14 protein-coding genes are annotated in these 15,245 nt (G+C 61.2%); 4 read left to right on the top strand and 10 right to left on the bottom strand.

What is annotated here, in order from left to right; translation table 11 throughout:
- Nucleotides 1-108: 108 nt before the first annotated feature.
- The 3 genes from AC0IXA_RS22560 to AC0IXA_RS22550 all read left to right on the top strand — a co-directional run bounded on the left by AC0IXA_RS22560 (nt 109) and on the right by AC0IXA_RS22550 (nt 1,927).
- On the top strand, nt 109-384 hold the full coding sequence (locus AC0IXA_RS22560) for a polyhydroxyalkanoic acid system family protein (protein WP_016772068.1): 276 nt from the start codon (nt 109-111) through the stop codon (nt 382-384).
- A gap of 204 nt (nt 385-588) precedes the next feature.
- Nucleotides 589-1,011, top strand: a complete 423-nt coding sequence (locus AC0IXA_RS22555; RefSeq protein WP_110602576.1) for a phasin family protein — start codon at nt 589-591, stop codon at nt 1,009-1,011.
- A gap of 10 nt (nt 1,012-1,021) precedes the next feature.
- Nucleotides 1,022-1,927 carry a phasin family protein gene (locus AC0IXA_RS22550; RefSeq protein WP_471814530.1) on the top strand — a complete coding sequence of 302 codons (906 nt, stop codon included), beginning with the start codon at nt 1,022-1,024 and terminating at the stop codon, nt 1,925-1,927.
- A gap of 142 nt (nt 1,928-2,069) precedes the next feature.
- Here AC0IXA_RS22550 and AC0IXA_RS22545 read toward each other — a convergent pair whose 3' ends face one another.
- From AC0IXA_RS22545 to argS, 9 genes are all read right to left on the bottom strand, one after another.
- Nucleotides 2,070-2,690 (bottom strand): TetR/AcrR family transcriptional regulator, encoded by a 621-nt coding sequence (locus AC0IXA_RS22545; protein ID WP_024011259.1) that lies wholly within the window; start codon nt 2,688-2,690, stop codon nt 2,070-2,072.
- A 30-nt stretch (nt 2,691-2,720) separates the two neighbouring features.
- Nucleotides 2,721-4,403, bottom strand: coding sequence for a class II poly(R)-hydroxyalkanoic acid synthase (gene phaC, locus AC0IXA_RS22540; protein ID WP_341638414.1), 1,683 nt, complete (start codon nt 4,401-4,403; stop codon nt 2,721-2,723).
- 140 nt (nt 4,404-4,543) lie between these two features.
- Nucleotides 4,544-5,398 carry a poly(3-hydroxyalkanoate) depolymerase gene (gene phaZ, locus AC0IXA_RS22535; RefSeq protein ID WP_016772063.1) on the bottom strand — a complete coding sequence of 285 codons (855 nt, stop codon included), beginning with the start codon at nt 5,396-5,398 and terminating at the stop codon, nt 4,544-4,546.
- 215 nt (nt 5,399-5,613) lie between these two features.
- Nucleotides 5,614-7,293 carry a class II poly(R)-hydroxyalkanoic acid synthase gene (gene phaC / locus AC0IXA_RS22530; protein WP_076565222.1) on the bottom strand — a complete coding sequence of 560 codons (1,680 nt, stop codon included), beginning with the start codon at nt 7,291-7,293 and terminating at the stop codon, nt 5,614-5,616.
- Between the two features lie 257 nt (nt 7,294-7,550).
- Complete coding sequence (locus AC0IXA_RS22525) at nt 7,551-7,922, bottom strand: gamma-butyrobetaine hydroxylase family protein (protein WP_041477560.1); 372 nt, start codon at nt 7,920-7,922, stop codon at nt 7,551-7,553.
- A gap of 77 nt (nt 7,923-7,999) precedes the next feature.
- Nucleotides 8,000-9,337 (bottom strand): ATP-dependent protease ATPase subunit HslU, encoded by a 1,338-nt coding sequence (hslU, locus tag AC0IXA_RS22520; protein WP_016772060.1) that lies wholly within the window; start codon nt 9,335-9,337, stop codon nt 8,000-8,002.
- A 55-nt stretch (nt 9,338-9,392) separates the two neighbouring features.
- Entirely contained in the window at nt 9,393-9,923 is a 531-nt protein-coding gene (gene hslV, locus AC0IXA_RS22515; RefSeq protein ID WP_007968352.1) for an ATP-dependent protease subunit HslV, read from the bottom strand.
- A 290-nt stretch (nt 9,924-10,213) separates the two neighbouring features.
- Entirely contained in the window at nt 10,214-10,924 is a 711-nt protein-coding gene (locus tag AC0IXA_RS22510) for an SPOR domain-containing protein (protein ID WP_016772059.1), read from the bottom strand.
- Between the two features lies 1 nt (nt 10,925).
- Nucleotides 10,926-12,662 (bottom strand): arginine--tRNA ligase, encoded by a 1,737-nt coding sequence (gene argS / locus AC0IXA_RS22505; RefSeq protein ID WP_041477563.1) that lies wholly within the window; start codon nt 12,660-12,662, stop codon nt 10,926-10,928.
- Here argS and AC0IXA_RS22500 point away from each other — a divergent pair.
- Nucleotides 12,661-12,783, top strand: a complete 123-nt coding sequence (locus AC0IXA_RS22500) for a hypothetical protein (RefSeq protein WP_016772057.1) — start codon at nt 12,661-12,663, stop codon at nt 12,781-12,783. The genes argS and AC0IXA_RS22500 overlap by 2 nt on opposite strands.
- A 107-nt stretch (nt 12,784-12,890) precedes the next feature.
- On the opposite strand, the gene AC0IXA_RS22495 is transcribed toward AC0IXA_RS22500, so the two are convergent.
- Complete coding sequence (locus AC0IXA_RS22495) at nt 12,891-15,110, bottom strand: primosomal protein N' (RefSeq protein WP_471814529.1); 2,220 nt, start codon at nt 15,108-15,110, stop codon at nt 12,891-12,893.
- Nucleotides 15,111-15,245: the final 135 nt, after the last annotated feature.

Here is a 15,245-nt window from a genome sequence, read left to right as displayed (position 1 = left end):
ATGCTTTGTCTTGGAATGGCTAAAGGTAAGATGGGCAACCTTCGGGACGATTTGCCGCAGATGCGGTCAAGATTCAACGTCAGCCATTCAATCATCAGGAGTCATTCCATGGCCAAAATCAGTGTTGAGCGCGCCCACACCCTGGGCAAGGACGCCGCCCGCGAAAAGGCCGACAAACTGGCCAAAAAGCTCAACGAACAATACGGCCTTGAGCCGCAGTGGTCGGGCGACACCCTGAACCTCAAGCGCTCTGGCGTGAAAGGTGAAGTGCATGTGGCGGACGATTCGATCAGGGTCGACGTCGAACTGGGCCTGATGATGTCGGCCATGAGCGGCATGATCAAAGCCGAGATCGAGAAAGCCCTAGACAAAGCCCTGGCCTGAACAGCAAAAGATCGCAGCCTTCGGCAGCTCCTACATGGGAATGCGTACTCCTGTAGGAGCTGCCGAAGGCTGCGATCTTTTCATTCAGGCACCACCGATTCACATCAGTTGTTAGGGTGCCCTTTCTAATTTTTCTCCCTACTTTGTGCCTGAGCCCGACACTCGTCCGGCAGTTCCTCAAACCTTCTGCGCGTGAGGTGCACCATGGCCAAAGTCATTTTGAAGAAAAAAATCGACGCTTCGACTTCCACTCTGAGCGACGTCAAATCCTATGCCCGCAAGATCTGGCTGGCAGGCCTGGGCGCCTACACCAAGGTCGGCCAGGAGGGCAGCGAGTACTTTCAAGAACTCGTCGCCGCCGGTCAAACCGTTGAAAAGAAAGGCAAAAAAGCCGTCAGCGAAAAACTCCTCGCGGCCAACGCCGAGATCGACGACGCGGCCACTCAGGTCAGCTCGTTCAAGGGTCGCGTTGAAGTTCAGCTCGACAAGGTCGAGAAGGCCTTCGACAACCGTGTGGCCAGCGCCTTGAATCGGATCGGCATTCCGTCTAAACATGACGTTGAGGCACTCTCTGCTAAGCTCGATGAGCTGACGGCATTGCTCGAACGCGTCGCGCGAAAATCTTAAGGAGAACGGGATGGCTGGCAAAAAGAACACCGATAAAGAAAGCAGCTCGTGGGTCGGGAAGGTCGAGTCCTACTCCCGCAAAATCTGGCTGGCTGGTTTAGGCGTGTACTCGAAGATCGACACTGACGGCAGCAAACTCTTCGATGCATTGGTCAAAGACGGCGAGAAAGCCGAGAAGCTCACCAAGACTGCCGTCGGCAAGAAAGTCGAGGACTCGACCTCTTCGGCCAAGTCGCGCATCAGCGGCGTGAAAGACCGCGCCATGGGCAAGTGGGACGAGCTGGAAGGCGCTTTCGACAAGCGCCTGAACAGTGCGATTTCGCGCCTGGGTGTGCCGAGCCGCAATGAGGTGAAGGCGCTCAACGCCAAGGTCGACACGCTGACCAAACAGATCGAAAAACTCACCGGTCTGAAAGCTCAGCCTGTGGCGGCAAAAACCGCTGCGGCGAAACCTGCCACTAAAACTGCAGCGGCCAAACCTGCGGCGAAAACCGCAGCCAAGCCACTGGCCAAAGCGGCGGCAAAACCTGCAGCGAAGGCTGCGGCCAAAACGGCAGCCACCAAGCCTGCGGCCAAAGCGGCAGCCAAACCGGTTGCCGCCAAGGCCGCTGCCAAACCGGCAACCAAAGCGGCAGCAAAACCTGCGGCTAAAGCTGCAGCGAAACCAGCGGCCAAGCCAGCAGCGAAAACTGCTGCCGCCAAACCCGCTGCGAAGCCTGCGGCCAAACCGGCTGCGGCGAAAAAGCCAGCAGTGAAAAAACCGGCCGCGCCGAAAGCCGCTGCGCCGAAACCGGCCGCCGCACCATCGACTGCTCCAACAGCTCCGGCCAACGCGGCAAACTCCGCTGCGGCACCTACGGCAGCCGCTACTCCGACTGCAGCATCGACCCCGTCGACGCCATCCAGTCAGTCCTGATTTCAGGGCAAATCAAAAACGCCCGGCCTGTGAAGGTCGGGCGTTTTTTTGAAGATCAAAAGATCGCAGCCTTCGGCAGCTCCTACAGGGGAATGCATTCAAATGTAGGAGCTGCCGAAGGCTGCGATCTTTTGATTGTGGGTCAGTCGTGATCCTCAAGGTATTGCAGGGCCATTCGCTCTGTCGCCACCTTCACTGGCGGCAGCAAATGCGGCGCCACCAGCATCATGATCTGATAAACCACCAACCTGACCTCACCCTCACGATCCAGAATCCGCTGGTAATCCAGCGAGAACAGCAGCGTCATGGTCACCTGCTCGACCAATTGCCCCAAGGCCTGGGTATCGCTGACCAGTTGCCCCGAAGCCTTCAGTCGCGCCAGCAACGACGCCAGCGTGCGCTTCAGCGCATTGAGCAGATTGCGAATTCCCTTGGCCAGTTTCGGCAAGCGGCCGGCGAGGTTCGACAGGTCCTGGAACAGGAACCGGTATTGCGCCAGGCGCTCGACGATCAAATGCAGAAACAGCCAGTAATCCTCCGGTGCAAGCTCCACGTCCGGTGGCGGGTCGAGCAGGGGCGCGAGCTCGTGCTGGAAGCGTTCGAACAGGCCGAGAATCAGCGGTTCCTTACCGTGGAAGTGGTAGTAGAGGTTGCCTGGGCTGATCCCCATTTCGTTGGCCACCTCCATGGTGGAAACGTTCGGCTCACCCTTTTCGTTGAACAGTTGCAGTGCACATTCGAGGATCCGGTCGCGGGTTTTCATCCAGTCTTCTTAGAAAATTTCGGTTGAGCGTCAGCGCACATGCACATAGGTGCCGGGTGCCGCTTCCATCGGTGGATAGTTCGGATTACCCAGTGTTGTGCGGGTCTCGTTAAGGGCGCCGGAGCGCTGCGCGACCCATTCCAGCCACTGCGGCCACCAGCTGCCGTCGACGTGTCTGGCATCGTAGTACCAGGCGCGCGGGTCACTGCTCAGTTTGGCGTTTTCGACGTAGGCAGCTTTCGGGTTGCTCGGCGGGTTGAGGATGCTCTGCACGTGGCCGCTGTTGGACAGCACGAAACGTCGTTCGCCACCGAGCAGAAGGGTCGAGCGATACACCGCGTCCCATGGCGTGATGTGGTCGTTCATGCCGGCGACGCTGAAGCTGTCGACATTGACCTTCTGCAGATCGATCGGCGTACCGCACACTTCTAGACCGCCTGCGTGGATCAGCGGGTTGTGCTTGAAGAAGTCCAGCAGATCGCCGTGCAGCGCCGCCGGCAGGCGGGTGTTGTCATTGTTCCAGTAGAGAATGTCGAAAGCGGGCGGCTCCTTGCCCAGCAAGTAGTTGTTGACGAAATAGCTCCAGATCAAATCGTTGGGGCGCATCCAGGCGAAGACTTTGGCCATGTCGCGACCCTCGAGCACGCCTCGCTGATACGAGCGACGCTTGGCCGCTTCCAGTGTTTGCTCGTCGGCGAACAGCGTGGCCGGGGTTTCGATCTGGCTGTCGAGCAGACTGACCAGATACGTCGCGCTGGCGACCCGGCGCAGTTGCCGTTTGGCCTGCAAATGCCCTTGCAGGGCGGCGATGGTCAGGCCGCCGGCGCAGGCTCCCATCAGGTTGACTTCGCGGGTGCCGGTAATCGCCCGGCAGATGTTCATCGCTTCTTCGACCGCTTCGACGTAACTCGACAGGCCCCACTCGCGATGGCGCACATCAGGATTGCGCCAACTGATCATGAAGGTTTGCAGGCTGTTTTTCAGGGCGTACTGGACGAAGCTGTTCTGCGGGCTCAGATCGAAGATGTAGTACTTGTTGATTTGCGGTGGCACCACCAGCAGCGGTTTGGCGTACTGCTTTTCGCTCATCGATTTGTACTGGATCAGCTCGAACATTTCATTGCGAAACACCACCGATCCGCTGGTGGTCGCCACGGTTTTGCCGACCTCGAACGCCTGCTTGGTCACTTGCCGTGGCAGGCCGTCGTTGTGCAGCAGATCATCGAACAGATGGCTCAGGCCACGCACCAGACTCTGCCCGCCGGAATTGAACAACTCCTTGACCGCCAGCGGATTGAGCAGAGTGTTGGACGGCGCCACAGCGTCATTGAGCAGGGTGAAAGCGAAGTGCGCACGGGCACGATCTTCAGGGCTCATGTCGCCTTCATCGATCCAGCTCTTGACCTGTTTCTGCCAGGCCAGATAAGCCTGCAGGCTGCGTCGGTAGAACGGGTTGAGGCTCCACGCCGGATCGGCGAAGCGGCTGTCTTGCGGATTGGTCGGGTGCAGGGTTTCGCCGAGCAGTACGCGGCCCAACTGTCCGCCAAGCTTCAGCGCATGCTTTGCGCTGTGCAACGGATTGCGCAAGCCGTGGGCGGCGACGCTGCGCAGTGTCGACAGCAGGTCCCTGCCACGCAGACCGGCGATCGCACTCTGGGCGTTGATAAACACGGCGGGGCTGGGCACCACGCCCGTCGCTGGTTTTTCGCGCATGACTCAACACTCCTTCGTCTTCAGGGCAAAAACACACTCACCGAACCAGAACACCATAGACGCTGTTACCGGTTGCTGCCTGCGCGGCGTCCTGCCGCGCGCTTGATTTGGAAAGTGCTGCATAAAGCAGGCCGCCGCGATCAGCCGCCCAGCGGGGTCGGATGCGGGTGCATGACTGCGCGCAGACGCTCCTCTTCGAGAAACTTCATGATGATCGGCGCCACCGCTTCGGCGCGGGTAATCAGGAACAGATGGCCGTCATCGATGATGTGCAACTGCGCATTGGGAATGCGCCAGGCGAGCATGCGCATGTTGATCAGCGGGATCAGTGGGTCGTCATCGCCGGCCAGCACCAGCGTTGGCTGATGGATCTTGTGCAGCCAGTGGATGCTGGTCCAGCCGAGGCCTGCGAACAGCTGCCAGTAGTAGCCGAGCTTGCCCGCCGAGCGCACTTTCGCCGCATGGCTGGCCGCCAGCGTCGGGTCGCGGCGGAACGAGCCGCCGTAGATCATCGGCGCGATGCGGATCACATGGGATGGCTGGATGTAGCGGCGCGGGCTGGCCATCATCCACAGCACTTTCGGCTTGCCCGGGACCATCACCGCACCGGCCGCGGTCGCCGCCAGTACCAGTTTCTTGCAGCGCTCGGGGTAGTCGTAGGCAAACTGCTGCGCCAGGGCGCCGCCCCACGACACGCCGATCACATTGACCTGACCGTAGTCGAGATAGTCGAGCATCCGCGCCGTCAGTTTGGCCAGGCCGGGGAAGCGATACGGTCGGTTCGGCGTCGACGACCCGCCGACCCCGGGGACGTCGAAGGCGATCACTTCCAGATCCGGGTCGAGCGCCGCGACAAACGGGAACACCAGCTCCAGGTTGGCGCCGATGCCGTTGAAAATCAGCAGAGGCGTCAAATGAGGCTTGCCGGGACGCACCGCCGTGCGAAGGGTCTGGCCATCCAGATCGACGGTGCGGAATATGAACGGTTGCGGCATGCTTCAGGCCCTGTAGATTTCAAGTCCACCCGTATTCCTGTAGGAGCGGGCCTTGTGGTGAGGGGATTTATCCCCGTTGGGTTGCGAAGCGACCCCGAATCCTGAAACCGCGATTTGTCAGACTGATCGCGGCTAGTCGATTCACGACTGCTTCGCAGCCGAACGGGGATAAATCCCCTCGCCACAAGGCCCTCTCCCACAATGGGTGGTGTCAGTTACCGTTCGTGAACATAAGTGCCCGGCGAAGCCTCGCCTGCCGGGTACGCTTTGTTGCCCAGTTTCGTCGGGGCCTTTTTCAGGTTGCCCGAGCGCTCGGCCAGCCATGCCTGCCAGTACAGCCACCAGGAATCGGTGTGCTTGGTCGAGTTTTCCTGCCAGTCATCGGCAGTCGCTGCCATCTCTTCGCTGGTCATGTAACGCGATTTCGGGTTGCCCGGCGGGTTGAGGATGCTCTGGATATGGCCGCTGCTCGACAGCACGAATTCAACTTTGCCGCCGAACAGTTGCGCCGACTTGTAGCAGGACTTCCACGGCGTGATGTGATCGTTGGTGCCGGCCAGCGAGAAGATGTCGGCGGTGACCTGCTTGAGGTCGATCGGCGTGCCGCACACTTCCAGTGCATTGGGGCGGATCAGTGGATTGTTTTTGAACATCTCGATCAGGTCGCCGTGGAACGCGGCGGGCAGGCGGGTGGTGTCGTTGTTCCAGAACAGGATGTCGAACACCGGCGGCTCGTTGCCGAGCAGGTAGTTGTTGACCCAGTAGTTCCAGATCAGATCGTTGGGGCGCATCCAGGCGAAGACCTTGGCCATGTCTTTGCCTTCGAGCACGCCGGCCTGGTAGGAGTGGCGCTTGGCGGTCTCTAGGGTCTGCTCGTCGACGAACAGGGCGACATCGCTGTCCAGGGTGGTGTCGAGCACGCTGACCAGCAGGGTGAGGGCGTTGACCTTGTTCTCGCCGAGCGCGGCGTAGTGGCCGAGCAGGGCGGTACAGGTGATGCCGCCGGAACAGGCGCCGAGCATGTTCACATCTTTGCTGCCGGTGATCGCCGTGACCACGTCGACCGCTTCCTTCAGCGCTTCGATATACGTCGACAGGCCCCACTCGCGCTGGGCCTTGGTCGGGTTGCGCCAGCTGATGATGAAGGTCGGCACATTGTTGCGCAGGCAGAAGCGCGCCAGGCTTTTGTCCGGACTCAAGTCGAAAACGTAGAACTTGTTGATCTGCGGCGGCACTACCAGCAGCGGGCGCTCATGGACCTGCTCGGTGATCGGCCGGTACTGGATCAGCTCCAGCACATCATTGCGGAACACCACCGCGCCTTCGGTGACGCCGAGGCTCTTGCCGACTTCGAACGCGCCCATGTTGACCTGGCTCGGCATGCCGCCGTTGTGCACCAGATCCTTGGCCAGATGCGAGAGGCCATCGAGCAGGCTCTTGCCGCCGGTTTCGAAGAAGCGTTTGACCGCCGCCGGATTGGCCGCCGTATTGGTCGGCGCCATGGCTTCGGTCATCAGGTTGATGACGAAATGGCCGCGAGCGATGTCCTTGGCGGACAGGCTGCTGTCATCAATCCAGGCATGCAGTTCCTTGCGCCAGGCCAGGTAGGTTTGCAGATAACGTTTGTATAGCGGGTTCTGGCTCCACGCCGGGTCGGCAAAGCGGCGGTCATCACCGGCCGGTTGCAGCGCGGATTTCCCCAGCAGCACGTTCTTCAGTTCGAGGCCGAAATGGGTCACGTGCCTGACGCTGTGAATCGGTTGTCTGATGGCCTGTTTCAGCACCATTCGAGCAGAGGCCAGCAGATCCTTTCCGCGCAGCCCGACGACGGGGTTAAGCCCCAGAGTGTTTTCCGAGGCTTGGTACTTCAGGTCATCGTTATTCTTGTCACTCATCTACGACGCTCCATTGTCCTGAGACGAGTACCCGGTTTCACGCTGTCGCTTCCACAGCCAATGCCGGGTACTACTGCTCGGGTGACCGTTGATTCTGCATAGCTGCTTTACAGTCGTAGAGCACTGCAGGGAACTTGCCAGCTCCATTGGTTACCCGAGTTTAATTTTTTTCGCAAGCGGCCGATCCGGGGCCGTATGCGCGGAGCATTCAAACAGATGAAGTTAGAAAATGCCCTCTAAAGAGCGAGAGCCACGGCCTAGAGCATCAGCTTGACGAACGACTCGTTCGGATCCCGGGATTTTCCGGCAGCGCGCAGCTCGGCAAGATAATCGTCCCAGAGTTCGTTCTGGCGCTTGCCGAGTTCGTAGAGGTATTCCCAGGTGAACAGGCCGCTGTCGTGACCGTCGTCGAAGGTCAGTTTCAGTGCATAGTTGCCAGCCGGTTCCAGCTTGCTCAGACCCACGTTGAGCTTGCCGAATTGCAGGATCGGTTTGCCGTGGCCCTGGACCTCGGCGGAGGGGGAGTGCACGCGCAGAAACTCGGCGGGCAGGGTGAATTCCTCGCCGGACGCGTAAGTGAGCGTCAGTGTTTTCGAGGCTTTGTGCAGTTTGATGTCGGTGGGAATCATGAAAAACAGCCTTTAGCTGCAAGCTACAAGTTGCAAGCTTAACTCAGCTTGCCGCTTGTAGCTTGTAGCTTGCCGCTCTACAGAATGTAGCGGGACAGATCTTCGTTCTGCGCCAATTCGCCGAGGTGGCTGTTGACGTAGTCGGCGTCGATCAGAATCGCCTTGTCATCGTGGGCGCTGGCGAGGTCGCCGGCGCTGAACGACACCTCTTCGAGCAGACGCTCGAGCAAGGTGTGCAGGCGACGGGCACCGATGTTCTCGGTTTTCTCGTTGACCTGCCAGGCGATCTCCGCCAGACGCTTGATGCCCTCGGGCTGGAACTGGATGTTCAGGCCTTCGGTCTTCAGCAGCGCGCAGTATTGCTCGGTGAGCGAGGCGTGCGGTTCGCTGAGGATGCGTTCGAAGTCTTCCGGGCTCAGCGCCTTGAGCTCGACGCGGATCGGCAGACGACCTTGCAGCTCCGGCACCAGATCGCTTGGCTTGCTCAAGTGGAACGCGCCGGAGGCGATGAACAGGATGTGGTCGGTCTTGACCATGCCCAGTTTGGTATTGACGGTGCAGCCCTCGATCAGCGGCAGCAGGTCGCGCTGTACGCCTTCGCGGGAGACATCGGCGCCGCCGACATTGCCGCGCTTGGCGACCTTGTCGATCTCGTCGATGAAGACGATACCGTGCTGCTCGACCGCTTCCAGCGCCTTGGCCTTCAGCTCTTCTTCGTTGACCAGACGCCCGGCTTCTTCATCGCGCACCAGTTTCAGCGCTTCCTTGACCTTGAGCTTGCGCGACTTCTTCTTGCCCTTGCCCATGTTGGCAAACAGCGATTGCAGCTGGTTGGTCATCTCTTCCATGCCTGGCGGCGTGGCGATTTCGATGCCGGAGACTTCGGCGACTTCGATCTCGATTTCCTTGTCGTCCAGCTGGCCTTCGCGCAGGCGCTTGCGGAACAGCTGACGCGTATTGGAATCGGAGCTCGGCGCTTCTTCGTTGCTGAAACCCATGCGTGCCGGCGGCAGCAACGCGTCGAGGATGCGATCCTCGGCGGCGTCTTCGGCGCGGTGGCGTACGCGGGTCATTTCCTGTTCGCGGAGCATTTTGATCGCGGCATCGGCCAGATCACGGATGATCGACTCGACGTCACGGCCGACATAACCGACTTCGGTGAATTTGGTCGCTTCGACCTTGATGAACGGCGCATTGGCCAGTTTCGCCAGGCGACGGGCGATCTCGGTTTTACCGACACCGGTCGGGCCGATCATCAGGATGTTCTTCGGGGTCACCTCAACGCGCAGCTCTTCAGGCAGCTGCATGCGGCGCCAGCGGTTGCGCAGGGCAATCGCGACGGCGCGCTTGGCATCGTCCTGGCCGATGATGTGGCGGTTGAGTTCGTGGACGATTTCGCGGGGAGTCATGGACATAGTAATTGACGGTCCTCAAGCAGAAACAAGCCGTGGCACACGGGCCGCAACAGGCTTATTCAGCGAGATCCTGCTCCTCAATGGTCTGGGTGTGGTTGGTGAATACACAGATGTCGCCAGCGATGCCGAGAGCGGTTTCGACGATCTCGCGCGCCGACAGGTCGGTCTTTTTCAGCAGGGCGCTGGCGGCGGCTTGCGCGTAGGCGCCGCCGGAACCCATGGCGATCAGGCCATCTTCGGGTTCGACCACGTCACCGTTGCCGGTGATGATCAGCGAAGCATCCTTGTTGGCAACCGCGAGCATCGCTTCGAGGCGGCTCAGGGAGCGGTCGGTGCGCCATTCTTTGGCGAGTTCGACAGCGGCGCGGATCAGGTGACCCTGATGTTTTTCGAGCTGGCCTTCGAAACGTTCGAACAGGGTAAAGGCGTCGGCGGTGGCACCGGCGAAACCGGCGATGACCTGGCCGTGGTAAAGGCGACGGACCTTTTTGGCGTTGCCTTTCATCACGGTGTTGCCGAGAGAAACCTGGCCGTCGCCGCCCATGACGACTTTGCCGTGGCGGCGGACTGAAACGATGGTGGTCAAGGGAAGAGTCTCCACGCAGCGGGGCGAAAATGCCTTATGCCCATTCATATGGGGGTGCTGGAGGGGATTTCAACCGGCAGGGACGATGGGAGACGAATGGTGTGTGTGATGACTGTGGCGAGGGGATTTATCCCCGTTCGGCTGCGGAGCAGTCGCGAAACCATCATTTGCGGTATGCCTGCTGCACCGCAATGGCTGGTTTCAGGGCTGCTTCGCAGCCAAACGGGGGTAAATCCCCTCACCACAAAGTTTGAAGGTCACCTGCAAGTTGCAGCTGACCTCTGAGAGCCTTAGCGGCTCTGACGTTGTTGTAACAACAGGTTACTGAAGCCCGCACCAGCCAGTTGTTTCTGCGCCGTGGTCAGTTGTTCACGGTTGCTGAACGGCCCGACCAAGACGCGGTACCAGGTTTCATCCTTGACCGTGCCGGACTCCACCGCGACGGCTTGGCCGAGCAGAATGATCTGCGCACGCACCTTGTCAGCATCGGTTTCCTTGCGGAACGAACCGGCCTGGAGGAAGAACTTGGTCACTGGCGCGGCCTTGCTCACTGGCGGCGCTGGCGGCGGCGTGATACCCGCCAAGGCTGCCTGCGCCCGTGCGGTGTCGATCTTCGCCGCTTCGGCCGGGGTCACCGGCGTGGTCGGGATGGCCGGCACTTGCGGCGTCGGCAGGGTCTTCTCCGGTACCGCGTCCGGCGGCACGATCACTTCCGATTCCGGCAGCAAGGTGTAGAAGTCGTACTTCGGCTTCACCGGTTGCGTCGGGCTCGGCGGGGTCTTGTTGGCCTCGGCAATCTTCGACGCTTTCTGCTGTTGCTCGACCTTCTCGCGCTTGACCGTGTCGCTGCCCTTGCCCGGTTCCAGTTTCATCAGAAACACGATGAACGCGCCGACGGTCAGGCCGATGGCCATCCACAGCCAGCCCGGAATCGGTTGTTTCGCCGGGGCCTGATAGCGGCTGGCGCCGCGTTTGGGTGCAGGTTTTTTCTTGGCAGCCAACTTACATACGCTCCAGAGTTTCCAGACCCAACAGCTCCAGGCCTTGCTTGAGGGTGCGACCGGTCAGTGCGGCCAGACGCAGACGGCTCTGCATCTGCGCCGGGGTGTCGGCGGCGAGGATCGGGCAGTTCTCGTAGAAGCTGGAGAACAGGCCGGCGACGTCGTACAGGTAGGTGCAGAGAATGTGCGGCGTGCCTTTTTCAGCGACGTTGTTCAACACTTCGCCGAACTGCGCCAGCTTCGCCGCCAGCTCTTGCTCGTGCGCCGCTTCGAGGACGATCTGGCCGTCGACTTCGCTGAAGTCCTTGCCCAGTTTGCGGAACACACCGGCCACGCGGGTGTAGGCGTACAGCAGATACGGCGCGGTGTTGCCTTCGAAATTGAGCATCAGGTCGAAGTTGAAGCTGTAGTCGCTGGTGCGATGCTTGGACAGGTCGGCGTATTTCACCGCGCCGATGCCGACGACCTTGGCGATGTTGCGCAACTCGTCTTCGGCCAGGGTCGGGTTCTTCTCTTTCACCAGGTTGTAGGCGCGTTCCTGGGCTTCGGTGAGCAGATCGATCAGCTTCACGGTGCCGCCATCACGGGTCTTGAATGGACGGCCATCGGCGCCGTTCATGGTGCCGAAACCCATGTGTTCCATTTCCATCGGATGGGTGACGAAACCGGCCTTGCGCGCCACCGCGAAGACCTGCTGGAAGTGCAGGGCCTGACGCTGGTCGACGAAATACAGCGCGCGATCAGCCTTGAGCTTGCCGCTGCGGTAACGCACGGCGGCGAGGTCAGTGGTGGCGTACAGGTAACCGCCGTCGGCCTTGACGATGATCACCGGCAGCGGGTCGCCATCGGCGTTCTTGAACTCGTCGAGGAACACGCACTGGGCGCCGTTGCTCTCGACCAGCATGCCGGCAGCCTTGAGATCGTTGACCACATTGATCAGATCGTCGTTGTAGGCACTTTCGCCCATGACGTCGGCCATGGTCAGTTTGACGTTGAGCAGTTCGTAGATCTTCTGGCAGTGCGACAGCGAGATGTCCTTGAACTTGGTCCACAGTGCCAGGCATTCGGCATCGCCAGCCTGCAACTTGACCACCAGGCCACGGGCGCGGTCGGCGAATTCTTCGGACTCGTCGAAACGCTGCTTGGCCGCACGGTAGAAGTTTTCCAGGTCGGACAGCTCGTCGCTGGTGATCGGGTTTTCCTGCAGGTACGCCATCAGCATGCCGAACTGAGTGCCCCAGTCGCCGACGTGATTCTGGCGGATCACTTCGTCGCCGAGGAACTCAAGCACCCGGGCCACGCCGTCGCCGATGATGGTCGAGCGCAAGTGGCCGACGTGCATCTCTTTGGCCAGGTTCGGCGCCGACAGATCGACCACGGTGCGCTGCGCCGGGCCGGCCTTGCGCACGCCGACATGGGCGTCGGCCAGTGCGGCGTCGAGGCGCGAGGCCAGGGCCTGGGTGTTCTGGAAGAAATTGATGAAGCCCGGGCCGGCGATTTCGGCCTTGGTGACGTTCTCGTCAGCGGGCAGGGCGGCGATGATTTTCTCCGCCAGATCGCGCGGCTTCATGCCGGCAGGCTTGGCCAGCATCATGGCGATGTTGCTGGCGAAGTCGCCGTGGGTCTTGTCGCGGGCGTTCTCCACCTGGATCGCCGGCGTCAGGCCTTCAGGCAACACACCTTCGTTGACGAGTTGGGTGAGGGCTTGCTGGATCAGCTGGCGAATGGTGTCTTTCATGGTCTTCTCTTTCGACCGCAAGCGCGGCGGGCGCATCGATGCGCGGGTGGAAAAACTGGGCATTATCCGTTGCGAAGACGGGCTTGCCAACCTTAGCAGGCAGGATGTGGATATGTGGTGACATCAAAGTCAAAAGATCGCAGCCTTCGGCGGCTCCTACACAGGAATCGGCATTTATCTGTAGGAGCTGCCGAAGGCTCGGGCCGCGTTCGGACGATCTTTTGATCTTCAATACAAATCGACGGGATCAACATCCAGCGACCAGCGCACGGCCCGCCCGCTCGGCATCTGCTCCAGCACCAGCATCCAGCTGGCCAGCAACCGGTGCAACGGCGCCCGCGCGGTCGCCTGCAACAACAGCTGTGCGCGATAACGCCCGGCGCGGCGCTCCATCGGTGCCGGCACCGGCCCGAGCAGCTCGATGCCGCTCAGATTCAATTCGGCCAGCAGGCGTTCGGCCTCGCTGCACGCTTCATCGAGAAAGCCTTCCGCCTGCCCCGGCTTGTGCGCTTCGGCACGCAACAGTGCCAGATGGGCGAACGGCGGCAATCCGGCGGCGCGGCGTTCGCTCAGGGCTTGTTCGGCGAAGGCGAAATAACCCTGCTCGGTCAGTTGCACCAATAAAGGATGGTCGGCCAAATGCGTCTGGATGATCACCTTGCCCGGCTCTTCAGCCCGTCCGGCACGCCCGGCGACCTGGACGATCAGTTGCGCCATGCGCTCGCTGGCGCGGAAGTCGCCGGAAAACAGGCCGCCGTCGGCATCCAGAATCGACACCAGCGTCACCCGTGGGAAGTGGTGCCCTTTGGCCAACATCTGCGTGCCGACCAGAATGCACGGCTGGCCTTTCTGGATCGTCGCGAACAACTGATTCATCGCGTCCTTGCGCGAGGTGCTGTCGCGATCGACGCGCAGTACCGGGTAATCCGGGAACAGAATCGCCAGACGTTCTTCGGCGCGTTCGGTACCGGCGCCGACCGGGCGCAGATCGACCTTGCTGCACTTCGGACACTGGCGCGGCGTGCGCTCGACGTTGCCGCAGTGGTGACAGCGCAACTCGCCGTAACGTTGATGCACGGTCATGCGCGCATCGCAGCGCGAGCACTCGGACATCCAGCCGCAATCGTGGCAGAGCAGGGTCGGGGCAAAGCCGCGCCGGTTGAGGAACACCAGCACCTGCTGGCCGTTGGCGAGGGTCTGGCCGATGGCTTGCTGCATCGGTCCGGAAATACCGCTGTCGAGCGGACGGCTTTTCACGTCCAGACGCAGGAAGCGCGGTTGCTTGGCGCCGCCAGCGCGTTCGTTCAGACGCAGCAGGCCATAGCGACCGGTGTAAGCGTTATGCAGGCTCTCCAGCGACGGCGTGGCGGAGCCGAGCACGATCGGGATGTTTTCCTGCCGTGCGCGTACCAGCGCCAGATCGCGAGCGTGGTAGCGCAGACCTTCCTGCTGTTTATAGGAACCGTCGTGCTCTTCATCGATGATGATCAGCCCGGGATTTTTCATCGGGGTGAACAGGGCCGAACGGGTGCCGATAATAATGTCGGCCTCGCCATCACGGGCGGCGAGCCAGGCTTCCAGGCGTTCGCGATCATTTACCGCCGAGTGCAGCAGGGCGATGCGCGCGTTGAAGCGCTGTTCGAAACGCGCCAGGGTCTGCGGGCCGAGGTTGATTTCCGGGATCAGCACCAGTGCCTGTTTGCCGGCTTCGAGGGTCTCGCGAATCAGTTGCAGATAGACTTCGGTCTTGCCGCTGCCGGTGACGCCGGCCAACAGGAAGGCGTGATAACTGTCGAAGCCGGCGCGAATCGCTTGATACGCCGCGCGTTGTTCACTGTTGAGCGGCAGCTCCGGTTGCGCCAGCCAGTGTTCATGGCGAGCGCCGGGGGCGTGGCGGCGGATTTCGACCTGCACCAGCCCCTTGGCCAGCAGCAGATCGAGGCTGTCCTTGCTCAGCATCAGTTTGCTCAACAACTGATGGGCGACGCCGTGGGGGTGCTGGGCCAGCGTGGTCAGCGCCTCGCGCTGGCGTGGCGCACGGGCCACTCGCGGGTCGTCAACGCTGGCGCCGGGGGCGATCGACCAGAAGCGTTCCTGCCGGGCCTCGGCCAACTCGCCCTGACGCAGCAATACTGGCAAGGCCCAGTTCAAGGTGTCGCCGAGGCTGTGCTGGTAATACTGCGCGGTCCACAGGCACAGCTTGAACAGCGCTGGCGGCAGTGGCGAAGTCGTGTCGAGCAGGGCCAGCGCCGGCTTGAGCTTGTCCGCCGGTACTTCGCTGATGTCGGTGACCTCGACCAGAATGCCGATCATCTCGCGCCGACCGAACGGCACCCGCAGGCGCATGCCCGGCTGCAATTGCTCGCGCCGCACCCCGGCCGGCGCCCGGTAATCGAACAGGCGGCGCAGAGGCGAAGGCAGGGCAAGGCGCAGAATGGCGTCGGGCACGCGGGAGGATCTCTATAAACGCAAAAGAAGGGTTGAACGCAGATCAATTCTGGGAGCGAGCTTGCTCGCGAAGGCGGTGTATCAGACGCTTGGACATTGACTGACACAACGCATTCGCGAGCAAGCTCGCTCCCA

The organism is Pseudomonas sp. AC083, assembly GCF_979253165.1.
The sequence above is the reverse complement of the archived record's forward strand: the minus strand, read 5'-3'. Positions and strand labels throughout refer to the sequence as shown.

Coding starts and splice junctions, on each gene's coding strand:
- phaZ (WP_016772063.1), bottom strand. CDS start 5,398: ATGCCGCAACCGTTCATATTCCGCACCGTCGATCTGGATGGCCAGACC.
- phaC (WP_341638414.1), bottom strand. CDS start 4,403: ATGCGCGAAAAACCAGCGACGGGCGTGGTGCCCAGCCCCGCCGTGTTT.
- phaC (WP_076565222.1), bottom strand. CDS start 7,293: ATGAGTGACAAGAATAACGATGACCTGAAGTACCAAGCCTCGGAAAAC.
- argS (WP_041477563.1), bottom strand. CDS start 12,662: ATGAAAGACACCATTCGCCAGCTGATCCAGCAAGCCCTCACCCAACTC.
- AC0IXA_RS22545 (WP_024011259.1), bottom strand. CDS start 2,690: ATGAAAACCCGCGACCGGATCCTCGAATGTGCACTGCAACTGTTCAAC.
- AC0IXA_RS22560 (WP_016772068.1), top strand. CDS start 109: ATGGCCAAAATCAGTGTTGAGCGCGCCCACACCCTGGGCAAGGACGCC.
- AC0IXA_RS22555 (WP_110602576.1), top strand. CDS start 589: ATGGCCAAAGTCATTTTGAAGAAAAAAATCGACGCTTCGACTTCCACT.
- AC0IXA_RS22550 (WP_471814530.1), top strand. CDS start 1,022: ATGGCTGGCAAAAAGAACACCGATAAAGAAAGCAGCTCGTGGGTCGGG.
- AC0IXA_RS22500 (WP_016772057.1), top strand. CDS start 12,661: ATGGTCTTCTCTTTCGACCGCAAGCGCGGCGGGCGCATCGATGCGCGG.
- AC0IXA_RS22525 (WP_041477560.1), bottom strand. CDS start 7,922: ATGATTCCCACCGACATCAAACTGCACAAAGCCTCGAAAACACTGACG.
- hslU (WP_016772060.1), bottom strand. CDS start 9,337: ATGTCCATGACTCCCCGCGAAATCGTCCACGAACTCAACCGCCACATC.